Raw genomic sequence first — 14,160 nt, forward strand, 5'->3', positions numbered from 1 at the left:
ACGACGAAAGGGCACACCCGCATGACACCGAACACCAACGCCGCCGCCGACACCGCCGACATCATCACCGTGGAACGCGCCCACCTACGAGGGCTGGTCGACACCGGCCCCGGCCATGTCCTGATGTGGGACGGACAGGATGTGTTCATCGGGCCCGGCGCGATGGCCGACGACGGCACCCTGCTGGAGATCACCACTCAGGAAGAGATCGCCGCCACCCTGGCCAACGACGCCCGGCCCGGCGTGCCGTGCACCCTGGACATCATCGCCGACAGCGTCACCGAAACCGCCCGCCTACGCCTCGAAGGTCGGCGGCAGATCGAGTCGCTCATGAGTGTCAGCGGCCCCTACACCGCCGCCCTACGCCCCTACGGCATCCACCGCGAGCACCTCAGCGACCTCGACCCCGCCACCGGGGACGTCGTCACCCGCTACCTGATGCCGGGTGGGGCCGTCGCCACCCTGTCCACGCCCTACTTCCGTGACGCCCGGTCCCCGATCACCATCACGATCCCCCGCCCGAACACCGGGGCTGCCCCGGCACCCGCCTACACCGCGACCGTGCCGCGCCGGACCCCGCCCGCCGCCGTCGCCGCGCTGATCGTCACCGCCGCCGGACTCACCCCCCACACCACCGACGCCTACCGCCACCGCAACGACACCGGTTTCCCCGACACCCCCGAGCAGCTCACGATCGCCCCCGCCTACGCCCGCGCGCTCGCCGCGCACGGGCCGGGGTGGGCGATCATGTGGAACGACGATCACGCCCACCCCGTCATCGCCCGCCCCGAACGCGGCGACGACGGCACCCTGCTAGAAATCTGCCTCTACGAGGAGATGTTCACCCTCAGCCCGTGCGACACCTGCAACCACGCCCGCACCTGTGACGCGTGCATGTTCGACCAGCCCGACTTCGAGATGATCGCCCGCGACATGACCGACATCCTCGGCGACCACCACCTCAGCATCGACGTCATCGCCTCCTACATGCCCGGCACCCTGCCCTACACCCGCGCCCTCCGCGCCCACGGCTACCACCGGCACACACAGGGCCACTACTACGACGCCAACCACGCCCGCGCCGTGCTACACGACGCCTACGGCCTGGACTACCGCTCGCCCGAAGGCCATCTCGTCGAGGTGATCATCCCGATCAACCCCAACCCCGCCACCGCCCCCGCACCGCCCCTCACCATCCGATGGACCTACCTCGGCCACACCACCCCCGGCGACGCCTGCCCGACCACCGACCTCCCCAACGACACCCCGCCCACCGAAGTCGCCGACCTGATCGCCGCACATCTCGCCATCCACCCGCCCACCCCCGCCACACCCGACACCACGGACGGCACGGACGGCACGGACGGCACGGACGGCACGGACGGCACGGACGGCACGGACGGCACGGACGGCACGGACGGCACGGAAGCGCCTGACAGCGCCGCGACGCCCGCCACCGCATAACCCCCTCCCCCGGGGTATGCCCACGGCCCCGGCACCGCCCCCACGGCGGCACCGGGGCCGTACGCATGCCCGGCCCGGTCAGTCCACATCGGCGAACCCGTACCCGGTGGCGTCATCCAACGCCGCCAACCCCAAACACCCCACCCCGCACGGTTCCCCCGCCCCGGCGTCGGACCCGTCACACGCCCGCGACGGGTCAGCCGGACGGAAGATGTCGATCACCCCGGCGGGTAGGTCCGCCGTCCGCGTGACGTAGCGGGCGGGGTTCAGCACCACATCCGTAGGACGGACATCCGCCGCCGCAACCGCCATGAATTGACCGTCGAATTCATTCGCGTTACACGCCATTTCTTCCGCCTTTCTACCTCTTTTTCACTGACATTCCCATTTTATCTCGATAACGTCGACGAAAAAGGGGTGCGGGACTTTATCTCGCGGCCAAAGGTAAAGCTTCCCGGCGGGATTCCACGGCCCGCCGACTCCGGGGCCGGGAGTGGTTCCAGGGCACCCCACCCGGCCGGGACCGCACCGCCGGGACCCGCGTCGCCTGCTCGTTCGGAGGTTCGGCTCGACGTTCACAGCGAGGTCAGCGCGAGGGCCGGCCCGTGGCCTGGCCGCGGGCCGGCAACTGCTGGTGAAAGGAAGACGGGACGGAGACGCAGAGGCGCAAGGAGAGAACAGAAGATGGTGCAGGCATCCACAAGGACGCGCGCACACATATTCAAAGGAGTCGTCTATAGACGAGTCGGGCCGCCCAACGCACTGTCCGAAAACGGGAAGACCTGCGAAAACGACCCCTGCTAGGGGTAGCAATCTTTACCGCGCACCGGAACGCTACCCCAATTTCCAGAACGGAAGTCTGCCCCCATTTTCTCACCCTCCTGAGGCAAGAGCCCGGCCGGATCGGGAGGAGATGCGGTGGGTTCGCCTCATCCCCAACACGAGGCGAACCCACCCCCTACTCCCGCCCACCCGGCCCCCCTCCGCACCGGACGGGCGGGCGGACCGGTATCGACGCCCACCTGCACCCCAGCTGTCAAGCCCCGCCCCGGCCCCCGCACCGGGACGCGACCCGACCCGACCCTCAGGCCGCGGCCGGCCTCACCGCCACTGCGGGTCTCAGCCGGGTACGGCCATGACGACGCCGACCACCGCCCGCAGGCCCGGCCCGGCTCGCCGAAGCAGCGACTTCCCCACCGGTGAGTTTGGTCGCGGCCGGCCGCGACCCCGGCCCCAGGGCCACCACCCGGCCTGCCACCACGCCACCCGCGCCCCGCCCACGCCCATGCCTGCAACGGCCCACGTATCCGTCACCGACCGTTCCGCCGTCATCACCCCCGGCGGCGGCGCTGCGGCTGTCAGCGGGCCGCTCAGCCCCGCACCGGCACCATCGCCCCCACCCGCATCATCCGGGTGTGCGCCCGCGCCTGACGTGGGCACCGTGGTCGAGGGTGGCGTGCTCGCCCTGGTCCAGCTCACGCCGGGCGCACCGTGCAGCAGCTCGGCCAACGTCGGCAGCCTCACCTGTCCGGGCCCGGGCACACCATGATCGACCGGGCCAGGCGACGCCGAGCCGAACGCCGGAACCGCCTCGGCCGAACCCGGCTCGGGTCGCTCCGGCGGGAGGGGTGGCAGGGCGTACCGCAACTCCTGGGGCCCGCTCGCGCTGATCACCTGTTGCTTGCCGCGCAACGCCAGCCACCGGTAACCCACCACCAGAAAGGCCCAGTCGGGCCAGTCATGGCGCAGCTCGGCGAGCGCCTCCTGCGCCCACGGCTCCTGCCCGAACGCGGACACCTGGTCCGCCCTCTTCCTCAGCTCGCCTCCCGCAGAGCCGCGGAAGGGTCCAGGCGGACACCCTCCTCCCGACGGCCGGAGCCCGGTCTTTCGGCGGGTAGCAACTCCCGGGTGCCGCCCCGCTCTTGCGCGTCGGCATTGTGCCCGGCTGTGACACCGGCCGCCGTAACATCCGAGGCCGATCCCCTCGCTTGCTCGGCCAAGGCCAGCTCAGCCCAGACCGCACGCCCGGTCACCTCGTCACCCGCCGCCCCGGTCCGGGCCGCGAGCTTGGCCACCCCTGCCAGTCCCCGCCCCTCCTCAGCCTCCGGCAGCGTGCCGAGCGTCCGTGAGAAGTCCGGGGCAGGGCCGCCGCCCAGGTCATAGACCACGATCCGGACCGACGCCGCCCCGCGCAGCACCTCGACCACGAAGAAGCCCCGCTCCCGGCCCGAGCAGGAGTGCTGTAGCGCGTTGCTGACCAGTTCAGCCGTCACCCACACCGCGTCCTCCACCCGAGCGGTGTCAGCCAGCAACTGGCCCACCATGCCGCGGGCCAGAGCGGACTGGTCGCCGCGTCCGGGGAAGGCCCGCCGCCACGCCATCCCGCCCCACAAGCGCGCGGCCCGGAGTGTGGACATCATCAGTCCCGGCGCCAGGTCCGGGAACTCCTCGCCGACCGGCTCCTGCCGGTGAAGGAGGAAGGCCGGCGAATGGAGAGGGCTGCTCAGCTCGGCCAGGCTCGTGTGCTGCGTATGCGTGTCCATGCAGGGTGTCCCTTCCGGTCCGCATCCCGGCCCGATGCCGGGAGCGGCCATCACGATCACCCACCTCCCCGCCCGAATCACACCCCCAACCCGACCCCCGACGCCGACACCGCCCCGGCCTGCGGCAACACCACCACGACAGCCGCCACCCCCACGACGACCGGCACATCGACCACCCCACACCCAGACTGGAGCCCCTCCCACAAGGCCGCCTACCGTCCCCCAACCCCGAGGCACGGGGCCGCCGCGCACAACTATGCGCCTACGCGAAGGGACACCAGGCCATGTCCGGCACCGGATACCAGACCCTGCTCGACTGCCGACGCCGCAGCCGCTACCTACGCCAGCACGGCTTCACCACCGGCCAGATCGCCCTCATCCTCGCCCTCGACCACCCCGCCACCCCGCTCCGCCTGCACCGCTACGCCGCAGGGCTCACCGCGGCACAGACCGTCGAGACCTTTCACCGGCTCTCCGGCACCACCGGCGCGGGACTACGCGAGTCCCGCCTCTACGACTACGAGAACTGGCCCCAGGCAGGCCGACGCCCCTCCATCTCCACCCTGCGCATGCTGGCCCGCATCTACGACACCCAGCCGATCCACCTGCTCACCGCCGAGATGCTCGCGGGCTACTTGACACGAGACCAGCGCGCCCTGCGCGAGGACAGGTGAGGTCCCGTCGTCGCCACCAAGACCCACTGGCTCTGTCTCCCGCGCCCTGATCAGCGAAGGAGCCGCTCATACACCTGCCGCGCCTGCGCACTCGGCACAGCATCGATCTCCGCCAGCCGCGCCTTCAACAACTCGAACGAGCGCCTGACCGCAGGCAGACGACCGAGTTCTGCCTGGATCGTCATCAGCTCGCACCACAACATCTCGTCGTACGGATCGATGCGCTCCACCGCCAGCCGCAAAACGTCCAACGCCCGGCCCTGATCATCCGCGCGCACCAGCTCGGCCAGCCGCTCGGCCGCATCCACCGCTTGCCGTTGAGCGGCCTGCCGTATCGGCAGCACCCACAGATCATCGCTACCCTCCAGCAGCGGCCCCCGATACAACGCCAGCGCCTCGTGCAAAGCCGCCGTTCGGGTCACGTCGTCAGCCGCGGTGGAGGCGCGTTGGTATGCCTCGCCGAACCGCCAGAAGTCCGCATCGAACCATGCCGCAGGCAGCAGCCGCCGCTCACCGGACTTCATCACAAACCGCACCCCACTTGCGCAGCCGCTCGCCTGCCGCATCGCCTGGTTGATCTCCCGCACCGCCGACTCCAACCGGCGCCCGCCACGCTCCCCATCACCCGGCCACAACGTCTCCACGATGGCCTCCGCCGGCACGCCGTCCGCCGAGATCGACAACAGCGCGAACACATCCCGCGCCTCCGCCCGCCCGAACACCACTTCCTTCCCGGCCCAGGCCATCCGCGGCACCCCGAACACCTCGACCTTGGCCTTACCGGGCGCCGCCACGAAGCCCGACGCCACCGGCGCGAGCGACGCTGCCTCTATCGCAGCGTCGGCCGCTGGAGTGGGTGCTTGCGGCCCTTCGCCGCCTTGCGCGGGCGCAGGCGCGTCCGTCTTCAGGCTCGCCAGGTCGCCGGCCGTGCTTACCTCGCCAGGTACGACGGCAGGAGCGCAAGCACCAGCAGTCAGCCCGACCTGCGAAGTCGCCCGCTCGCTCCGGCCGCCTCGAAGCAGACCATCGCCCGCTGTGGGGCCCACGCCCGCCGACCTGAGCCGGGACCTCACCTGGGCGATCAGCGCAACGGCCAGCACCATCACCAGCAGACCGAACACCAGCGCCGCCCCCAATGGCCCCGTCACCCCGGAGCGAGGCCCTGCAGCAGGCCGCCCCGCCCCAGCACCCGGCGGAGGCGCAGGAGAAGGTGCCGGAACCGAGGGCGACGCCGAGGGAGCAGGGGAAGGGGACGGTGTTGCCGGACCAGGCGTCGGAGCTCCCGTCGCCACCGGGATCACATGCGTCTCCGGCTGTGGATCACCCAGCCCGCGGGATTCTGGATCGGTCGTCAGATCCGGTGCCCGGCCCGTCTTGGTGCGATCATCAGGCTTGCCTGATTTGCCGTTTGTCGTTGCTGGCGTCCCGGGCTCGGGCTGCCTGATCTCAGAAACAGCATCGCCTGACTTCGAGGTTTCCCGGGGCTGCGGAACGGGCGACGCCTCCACGGGCTTGCGGCGTGATTGCTCCAGCCGCTCGCCCAAATTCGGCACACGGCCCTCGTCCAGATCGCCGTTCACCGAGGCACACCATAGGTCGATGTCGTATATCTCGTGCGCCTGCCGGGACACCGGCGGACAGTACGGTTCCGCTTCAGCCGCGGCTCCAGTCGAAGGGCAGGCAGTGAGGAAGAACGCGACTGCGACTGCGGCTGCTGGACGTGCATACGGAAGCAATCGCCCGATTCCACGCACTATTCCGTCTTGTGAATGATCCTCCCGAATCATCAGGAAACCTCCGGAGGGGGTTGACAAATATACCTCCGACCTACCGCTATGTCGTTCTAGCTAGACTCCAAAAAGAGAACATAAATGATCAAGATCAACGGGGCCTGCATTTGCGTGATTTACCTACCCCTGCCCCGCCATTTCGGCGAAGAGTGCCCTGCTGCTGTTCTCTGTGCGACTGCCGCTCCACGCCACCATCCCGGTCGTATGGAACTAGTGCTGTCTCGGATCGACTCGAGCACCTGCTACGCCGACGTCAGTATGGCCATCCGGCCCCTTAGAAGGCCGAGACGAACCTCTTCGACCTCAGCAAGGGGGGCACCGGTCCGCGACATCACTCGCGTTATATAGATCGTCATGGTGGGGATATTGCTGACCGTCCACACGATCATCCGTGACGAGCGTGGGAGTCACTTCGAGCTGGTGAACCCTCCAGCGAACCCACGGCGCGACCGCGTCGTGAACCAGCACGTACGCTTATCTAGCCCTGAACAGCGCCTCTTCCCTCCGCCGATGCGAACGCTTTCACCGGTTCAGGGCCGCGCCTATGCTGCTGTAGGTGACTTCAACGGAGCATGAGATCACCTTCCGTACGCTCGACGGCCTCCATCTCGCCGGAACGCTCGTCACACCAGGCGAACCACCAGAGCACGCCGTCGTCCTGGTCCACGGCGGCGGAGTGACGCGCCACGAGGGTGGGTTCTTCAACCGACTGGCTGCCGGTTTCAGCGACTTCGGCATAGCGTCTCTACGCTTCGACCTGCGCGGTCACGGGGAGAGCGAGGGCAAGCAGGAAGAACTGACGCTTTCAGCCATCCTCAACGACATCCGGGTCGCGCTGCGACACGCCCGTGACACGATCGGAGCCCCCAGTCTGAGCCTTCTCGGTACAAGCTTCACCGGCGGAGTTACCGCCTACTACTCAGCCAAGCACCCGGACGAGATCTCCCGCCTGGTGCTACTCAACCCTCGGCTGAATTACAAAGAGCGCACCATCGACAGCCGTCCTTTCTGGCAGAACGACTATCTGACAGACGAGGCGGCCGCACAGCTCAGCGCCCAGGGCTACCTCTTCCACTCGTCCACTCTCAAGCACGGACGGGCGATCTACAACGAGGTGTTCTGGCTACGTCCCCACGAAGTGCTATGCGAGATAAAGGCGCCGACGCTCATCGTGCACGGCACGAAGGACACCTTCGTACCAGTGGAAGAGTCCAAAACTGCGGTTCCGCAGTTCCGGGCGCCATGCCGGCTGGTCGAGATCGAAGGTGCACAGCATGGCTTCGCCGTGCACGATGACCCGCAATATCTCAACCCGCAGAGCCAGCAGTGGCAAGCCTTCGTCATCCGGACGGTAGCCGAGTGGCTAACGCAAAAGCGCCACTAGGCACGCAACGCCTCATCCAGTTCCCTCGGCCCGGGCCGTGTAGCCCAGGGGGCAAGGGCTCGAACGGCGCGCCCCAGCTCGCGTTTCGTACGCAGGGAATTCGTGGCGTTGGCAAGCTGCACCGACTCCATTCCAACGACAGCGGCATCATCGGGCTGCCCGGCCAGCGCCAGAGAGTAGGAGCAGCGGGCCAGGAAGTACCCCTGGTCGCGTCGAGATAGCGACTCGCCTTTCAAGACCTCGTGGTACAGCTCAGCCGCCCGCGCCGGTTGTCCGGCCTCTATGTGGCAACTAGCGGCTCGTAGATTCAGATCGATGAGGCTGTAGTTGCTGCCTAGTTGGGTGCCACCTTTGTCAGGGTCGCTCTCAAACCTGTCAAGCCATCGGATGGCCTCGCCGAGCGCCCGCTCCACCCTGTCCATCGGTTCACCGACCATGGCGTAGCCACGGGCTTGCTGTTGCGCGACCTCTGCTCTGACCTGATTTGGCAACTGCCAGCGCTCGAGCCCAGCGGCTTCAGCCAAGGTAAGCACCTTCATGGCATCGCGCTGGTCATAGGCGAGTTGAGATTTCCGCAGCAGCACGTAGCCCTGCATCGGGCCGTTGTCCGCCTCTTGCGCCCATTCGATTGCCCGGTCGTACCAATACGTTGCCGTGGACAGGTCTCCAAGATCCCGATACAACCAGCCGACGAACTCCGCAGTCTCCGCTCCCACAGTCAGTAGTTGGGGCCGAGCCTGAGTCCGAACTTCGCAAACAGAGTGCTGTACAACCGCGAGCACGGACTGCACCCTGGGCAGAGCCGCTGACGGGCCGAGGGCGCCGTCTTCGGCCTTGCTCGCTTCGAGCTGAACGCGCAGTTCCTCCACCACGTCGCCATCCACGAGGCGGCGAAGGTCAGCCAGGAGCGCAGCAACAGGTGGTAGCGCGGCGATGCTCGCCGCCGGCCACAGAACAGCACGTTGCCTCCGGTCAGCCAGGGCAACAAGCTGGCCGTCCGCCCCGAGCGCCTTATCAAGACACACAGCGACCTGCATGCTCGGGAAGCGCCGCCCGCTCTCAAGATCGGCGATATGGGTCTTGCTGCAGTGGGCCAAGCCGGCCAACTCACGAAGGGACATACCGGCACGCAGGCGTCGAAGCGCCTCGCCGAACGTCTCTATGCCCATGCGGTGCTCCTTGTCCTGTCCGCATGATTGTCCGCAATTTTGCGTACGGCTCTGCGGACAGTCCACCCCTAGACCTGACTGGCGGCACTGACGACGCTACTCCTGCGGGTCGCTTCTACCAGCGCCCTCACGACAAAAGGCGGCCCCGGCCCCCGGCGCGCGAACACCGGGGGGAGTTCCGGGGCCTTGATCAGGAATCGAGGTCCTGACCCATGCAGAAGAGTAAAGCCATCCCGCCCCCGCGGCACCGCTACGAGGAAGTCTCATGAGCCCCGGCGAAAGGGCTTCGCGTAGCGCGTCCGAAGAACGCCTCTACGACTTCACCAGGCCGTCCATCGCCCGAGTCTGGAACGCCGCCACCGGCGGCAAGGACAACCTGGCCACCGATCGCGATGTGCTGGACCAACTGGAACAGACCGCCAAGCAGATCCGCACGGCCGCCCGCGCCCACGTGCAATTCGTCACCCGCGCTACCCGTATGGGCGCGGCGGAGTACGGCATCCGCCAGTGGCTTAATCTGGGATGTGGTCTGCCGCAGCACGGCTGCGAAACCACGTACGACACGGCCATCCGGCACCACAAGGACACTCGCGTCCTCTACGTGGACAACGACCCGCACGTGATGGTCCACGGCCGGGCCCTGCTGCATGTGAGCGACGCCACCGACGTGATCGAAGGCGACGCATGGGACGTGGACGCGGTACTCAACCACGAGCAGGCCGGCCTGCTCGACCGTAGCCAGCCCATCGGGCTCATCGCCACAGCGCTCGCGCATTTCCTACCGGACGAGGAACGTCCCGCCAGCATCTTGCGCCGCTACATGGCCCATTTCCCATCTGTGTATTTCATCTTCAGTCACGCTCGGGACGATCTCCTTTCGTCGGAGGAGCGGGCCACGTTGATCGCCGACTATAAGCCCACGGCCGACATCTACCCGCGCTCCATGGACGTGATCAGGTCCATGTTCTTCGACGGTCTGGACCTTCTTGAGCCGGGCCTGGTGGAGGCGTCCGTGTGGAGACCCGATAGTGCGGTGTCGCTCGACGTCGGCCGCGCCCACTTCCTCGCCGCCGTTGCGACCTTCGGGCCGCTCTCCTCATCCCTGGCGGAGGCGCCGTGAAGCAGGTCCGCGACCGCACAGGCCGAGCGTGGGCCGACCAGCTTGAGCTGGAGACCGGCTGCTGGTGGCTTGTTCTCCAGATTGAGGAACTGGTCATCGCGTTCTACCGGGGGTATTGGAACACGGCTGGGGTCTACCACTCAGGCAACCTGCACGACCCCGAGCCGCTGTGGGCGTGCATCCGCGAGACGCAGCACCAGAGCCGGCTTTGGGCGGCCAGGAACGGCGTACGGCCTGTGCCTCCTGTGCTGAGTGAAGAGCTTCCCCAAGCCCTGTGGAGGGCGGCCGGGCGATGAGAGACGCGGCCGAGCAAACGTCCCCGCTCGTAGCCGGGGCAGCTACCTCGCGTCTTGACGTCAGCAGCCTGGACCGCTCAGCCACGGCCGAGATCCCCCGTCTCGGATCCGCCGCAGCTTCATCTCGCGCTCTCCCCAGCCGGGGTGAAGGGGCCATGGGACGGCGATTGCCTCCGCTCATCCGCCGTCCCATGGCCGAATCCAGCATCCTCCGCGCCACGAGCACAAAACGGTGATCACATATGGGCCGAGACAACCCGACCACACGGGCGCACCTGCAACTTCGCGCCCTTCGCCGCGAGTACCCGGGCTGGAACATTATGCGCATTCGCGAGAACGGCCTCGAGGTGTGGCGAGCCGTGCCTCACTTCACGATCACCAAGCCCATGGAGGAGGCGGGCGTCAAATCCGTCATCCGCGCCCCCGACTGCCAGACGCTGACCCCTGCGCTGTCTTGTCAGCAGCACCTCGCCCACATGTTCCGCGCCGCGCCCGCATCACCTGAAGGCAGGTAACCCGCTTGCCTCCGGCGCCGCCCTCGCCTCCGCCCGGTCCAGGGCGGCCCCAGCCGCGGGACGGCAGAACGCCCCACGTCGTCCCACAGCTGCCCTGCCAACGAAGGAAACCCCCTTGGATCCCTTCATCACCCACCCCTTCTACGTCCCCAGCGGCCCACAACACCCTTGGGTCTACCCTCTGATGCGCTGGCTCGGCTACAAGGAGCAGACCATGACGGCAGAGCCCTACAAAGCGCTGGCCGACGACTATCACACGTTGCTCGGCGAACTGGCCGACCACACCTGGCGCGCCGGCATCCTGCCCGAGGCCATGCACACGCGCCCGCACCAGGGCGCAGTGGCCGTCGATCTCGGCGCCGGGGCCGGCATCGGCGGCCAACTCCTCGCCACCGCCCTACCGCAGCTCACCCGCATCGGCGTGGACCGATCCCCGGCGATGCTCGCCAAGGCCGGCGACGCCTACGATCACACGCTGCTCGCCTCCATCGACGTCCTACTCCTGCACGATGAGTCGGCAGACTTGATGCTGTCAGAAGTCGAAACAGCACGAGAGCCAAGCCTAGAAGGCCAGGTCAGACCCTCTGCATCAGTTCTGGCAACGGACAGGCTGTTCTACGTGTGGAGCGGCAAGGGCGTCTTCGTCAACCGCAACCTCGTCCGGTACGGGTACGGCAAGGCCGTACTGTTCGAGCCGAACGACCTCTACATCAAGGTGATGCGGGCGGAGCAGAAGAAGGCGCAGCAGGAGAAGCTCCGGATCTGGTCGGGTGCCTGCGACGATCAGCCTTCCAACGACGGAGACGACGACAAGCCTGGCCCGACCCCCACCCCGACTCCTTCGCCTGGGAACCCGACCGATCCCAGGTTCGAGACGTGCGAGCAGGCGAACAACGCGGGGTACGGCCCCTACTACAAGGGCAAGGACCCGGAGTGCGCCTGGTACGAGGACCGCGACGGCGACGGCGTCGTCTGCGAACACTGAACCCCTTCACGACGAGCCCGCCCCATCGGGGCGGGCTTTCGCATGTCAGCGCTTGATCGTCAACGTCACCGCCCTGGCGCGAGCTGGGGTTGAACCCGAAGACACTGAGACCGAGGGGATGAGCGCCCTCCGCCCGGGCGTATTCCTCGCCGAGGACCATCGCCCTTCGCCCCAAGCCCCGACCCCGCTTGTCGGCGTCGCTCACGATGTCCCAGATCCACCAGGCGCCCTACGTGCCCATCCGGCTCAGGAGTGCAGCAGTCTCACCAGGCGAGAACGCAACAGCCCTGCCGATGGACCAAGTCGGCAACTTGGACATTAACCGTCATTGGTCAATTACTGTCAGCGAAAAGCACCCGAAGGTACACCCAGCTCAAGTGAAAATTTGGATTTTCACTCTAAGATTCAATCTTGGCATGTAGAGAATATATAGAAGGCGATATTACAGGCAGGCATAGAAGTCAAGGATGCATGTTCATTGAATCGTCACGTCCTCGTTTGATACCGTCTGGATGGCTCGTTAGCGGCGAGGGGCGGATGGCCCGGCGAGCCGGGGAAGCCAGATAGTCCCACGGGCAGGACCAGGTTCTGGCAGATCATGATGCCTGCCCATGGGGCTCCGAAGAGCAAGGAGGAGTCTACCGTGATGGCGCTCAAACGTCTCTGGTTACCATCCGCAGCCGCCCTGCTGCTGATGGCCTTCGGATTACCCACGCCCGCAGCGGCCGGTGAAGAGCCTTGGTTACCGAAGGCAGGGTATCGGGAATGGATCTACACCAAGAGTCAGTTCCAAGTCGCCCGTACTGCTGCACGCGATCAAGAAGCCGCTCAGCAGCGGTCAGGTATCGCAGATGCACGCGCCGGTGAGCGAGAAGCCCTGAAACAAGAGCACATCAAGAAGCAACGGGAACTGGGTTATCAAGTCTCCTCAAAGGAGATCGAGTACATCGACCTGGACCGAGACCTTCACTTCGTTGTTCCTCGGGACCTGGACGTCGAGCAGGTCAAGGTCACCCAGCTCGTCGAGCACAGGGGGAGCGGAAGCACCAAGGAAGCGCGGGCCATCACCGGCCTCGAAGTGGAGTCGAGCGAACCTGTCCCCGGCAGAAGCTCTCTGCCGGCCGGGCCCGCTGGCGAGAACGGCATCGCAGCCCCCGATTGGGCACAGGGATCACCGATCTTCACGGCGAACTATACCGTGAAGATCGACGGCCAGGTTACCTTCTATACCGGCACAGAGAAATACAAGCTCCGCGATGACGGTAGCTCCACGCGCGACTACTTCACGTACTATCGTTGGGGCAACGCTCAGCCGGCAAACTCGCTTCACCTCGTTCGGCAGATGAAACTCAGAAGCTACGCCGACGCTACGACCGTATCCAATATCAGGTACCACCGGTGGGGGCCGACGGAAGGCGCCACGAACTACTGCGGCAACATCAATGCCGGGCTGAGCCTAGTCGTTGAGTTCACCATCACCTTCCCACTGGAGTGCAACTCCATCACGCCTCAAACGAACGGGACTGGAGACTACCAGCTCAATTGGCTGGTAAACCCCACCCAGATCCTAAGTCGTGGGCGGGGCCTAGAGATGACGAACGGTTTCGCTGTCAACAACGGATTCAATCCCAACACGCGCAGCTGGCAGTTCGTCGAAACCGAGAATTACTGGGGAAGCCATTGGACCTGTTCATCGGACAACACGTCCCGGACGTGCTATCCATAAGATGCACGTAGGATGAACAAGCATCGTGGGGTGCGCGTTCATGGCCTGACCGCGCACCTCCGATCGTACAGATCGGAATGGCTCATGGGCACCCGGCAAGCGACCTACCTCTGGATAGCTGCGCTGGCTATCGTAGGCGGCGGCGCCTTTTTGCTCGGCGGTCTTATCCGCCCGTTGGCTCCTGTGCAGGTCCGGCAAGTAACCGTGACGGCCGTCGATCTAGTTGATCGACAATTCACCTTCAAGGAAGAGTCTGGGAAGCTCTCAACGCTTGACCTACGGCCCGCTTGGATAGGTCCTATTGACAGGACCTATCGTAACGACAGCATACCGCCGTGCCTTCGTCGGACGTCGGCAAATCCCGAAGATCTGCGCTTTAAGACGTCCATTCCTGCAGAACTGGCAACAATTCACGTCCGATCTACCGAGGACGCTCCAGAGCAAAACATAATGGTATGGATTAAATGCGCGACTCCCTAGTGTCATTCTCAACC

At 66.3% G+C, this 14,160-nt stretch carries 11 protein-coding genes and 1 pseudogene; 7 read left to right on the forward strand and 5 right to left on the reverse strand.

Annotation, left to right across the window (positions count from 1 at the left end; genetic code table 11):
- Positions 1 to 21: 21 nt before the first annotated feature.
- Positions 22 to 1,464 (forward strand): hypothetical protein, encoded by a 1,443-nt coding sequence (locus FVE25_RS52280; protein WP_157254894.1) that lies wholly within the window; start codon positions 22 to 24, stop codon positions 1,462 to 1,464.
- A gap of 1,119 nt (positions 1,465 to 2,583) precedes the next feature.
- Here the strand turns inward: FVE25_RS52280 and FVE25_RS52285 are convergent.
- Both FVE25_RS52285 and FVE25_RS52290 read right to left on the reverse strand, forming a co-directional pair.
- On the reverse strand, positions 2,584 to 3,261 hold the full coding sequence (locus FVE25_RS52285) for a hypothetical protein (protein ID WP_157254895.1): 678 nt from the start codon (positions 3,259 to 3,261) through the stop codon (positions 2,584 to 2,586).
- A 17-nt stretch (positions 3,262 to 3,278) separates the two neighbouring features.
- On the reverse strand, positions 3,279 to 4,007 hold the full coding sequence (locus FVE25_RS52290; protein WP_157254896.1) for an ATP-binding protein: 729 nt from the start codon (positions 4,005 to 4,007) through the stop codon (positions 3,279 to 3,281).
- 284 nt (positions 4,008 to 4,291) lie between these two features.
- On the opposite strand from FVE25_RS52290, the gene FVE25_RS52295 reads away from it, so the two are divergent.
- Complete coding sequence (locus FVE25_RS52295) at positions 4,292 to 4,681, forward strand: hypothetical protein (RefSeq protein ID WP_157254897.1); 390 nt, start codon at positions 4,292 to 4,294, stop codon at positions 4,679 to 4,681.
- 50 nt (positions 4,682 to 4,731) lie between these two features.
- Here the strand turns inward: FVE25_RS52295 and FVE25_RS52300 are convergent, their stop codons facing one another.
- Entirely contained in the window at positions 4,732 to 5,802 is a 1,071-nt protein-coding gene (locus FVE25_RS52300) for an AfsR/SARP family transcriptional regulator (RefSeq protein WP_157254898.1), read from the reverse strand.
- 1,225 nt (positions 5,803 to 7,027) lie between these two features.
- On the opposite strand from FVE25_RS52300, the gene FVE25_RS52305 reads away from it, so the two are divergent.
- Complete coding sequence (locus FVE25_RS52305) at positions 7,028 to 7,855, forward strand: alpha/beta hydrolase (protein ID WP_157254899.1); 828 nt, start codon at positions 7,028 to 7,030, stop codon at positions 7,853 to 7,855.
- On the opposite strand, the gene FVE25_RS52310 is transcribed toward FVE25_RS52305, so the two are convergent.
- Positions 7,852 to 9,024, reverse strand: coding sequence for a helix-turn-helix domain-containing protein (locus FVE25_RS52310; RefSeq protein ID WP_157254900.1), 1,173 nt, complete (start codon positions 9,022 to 9,024; stop codon positions 7,852 to 7,854). The two genes, FVE25_RS52305 and FVE25_RS52310, sit on opposite strands and share 4 nt — an antisense overlap.
- A gap of 265 nt (positions 9,025 to 9,289) precedes the next feature.
- On the opposite strand from FVE25_RS52310, the gene FVE25_RS52315 reads away from it, so the two are divergent.
- The 3 genes from FVE25_RS52315 (at position 9,290) to FVE25_RS52325 (ending at position 11,940) form a co-directional block, all read left to right on the forward strand.
- Entirely contained in the window at positions 9,290 to 10,144 is an 855-nt protein-coding gene (locus tag FVE25_RS52315) for an SAM-dependent methyltransferase (protein WP_157254901.1), read from the forward strand.
- Positions 10,145 to 10,682: 538 nt separating this feature from the next.
- Positions 10,683 to 10,955 carry a hypothetical protein gene (locus tag FVE25_RS52320; RefSeq protein WP_157254902.1) on the forward strand — a complete coding sequence of 91 codons (273 nt, stop codon included), beginning with the start codon at positions 10,683 to 10,685 and terminating at the stop codon, positions 10,953 to 10,955.
- A gap of 214 nt (positions 10,956 to 11,169) precedes the next feature.
- Positions 11,170 to 11,940 (forward strand): excalibur calcium-binding domain-containing protein, encoded by a 771-nt coding sequence (locus tag FVE25_RS52325; protein ID WP_219826034.1) that lies wholly within the window; start codon positions 11,170 to 11,172, stop codon positions 11,938 to 11,940.
- A gap of 91 nt (positions 11,941 to 12,031) precedes the next feature.
- Here FVE25_RS52325 and FVE25_RS57305 read toward each other — a convergent pair.
- Positions 12,032 to 12,157: pseudogene (locus FVE25_RS57305) on the reverse strand (N-acetyltransferase); the annotation flags it as partial.
- Positions 12,158 to 12,583: 426 nt separating this feature from the next.
- Between FVE25_RS57305 and FVE25_RS52330 the strand changes: the two are divergent.
- A complete protein-coding gene (locus FVE25_RS52330; protein WP_157254903.1) occupies positions 12,584 to 13,666 on the forward strand; it encodes a hypothetical protein in 1,083 nt (360 codons plus the stop codon).
- Positions 13,667 to 14,160 lie beyond the last annotated feature (494 nt).

Source organism: Nonomuraea typhae (genome assembly GCF_009760925.1).
Lineage (GTDB): Bacteria > Actinomycetota > Actinomycetes > Streptosporangiales > Streptosporangiaceae > Nonomuraea > Nonomuraea typhae.

What these genes read in the sequence shown, in the direction of transcription:
- FVE25_RS52280 (WP_157254894.1), top strand. Translation starts at nt 22, where the DNA reads ATGACACCGAACACCAACGCCGCCGCCGACACCGCCGACATCATCACC.
- FVE25_RS52290 (WP_157254896.1), bottom strand. Translation starts at nt 4,007, where the DNA reads ATGGACACGCATACGCAGCACACGAGCCTGGCCGAGCTGAGCAGCCCT.
- FVE25_RS52295 (WP_157254897.1), top strand. Translation starts at nt 4,292, where the DNA reads ATGTCCGGCACCGGATACCAGACCCTGCTCGACTGCCGACGCCGCAGC.
- FVE25_RS52310 (WP_157254900.1), bottom strand. Translation starts at nt 9,024, where the DNA reads ATGGGCATAGAGACGTTCGGCGAGGCGCTTCGACGCCTGCGTGCCGGT.
- FVE25_RS52315 (WP_157254901.1), top strand. Translation starts at nt 9,290, where the DNA reads ATGAGCCCCGGCGAAAGGGCTTCGCGTAGCGCGTCCGAAGAACGCCTC.
- FVE25_RS52320 (WP_157254902.1), top strand. Translation starts at nt 10,683, where the DNA reads ATGGGCCGAGACAACCCGACCACACGGGCGCACCTGCAACTTCGCGCC.
- FVE25_RS52325 (WP_219826034.1), top strand. Translation starts at nt 11,170, where the DNA reads ATGACGGCAGAGCCCTACAAAGCGCTGGCCGACGACTATCACACGTTG.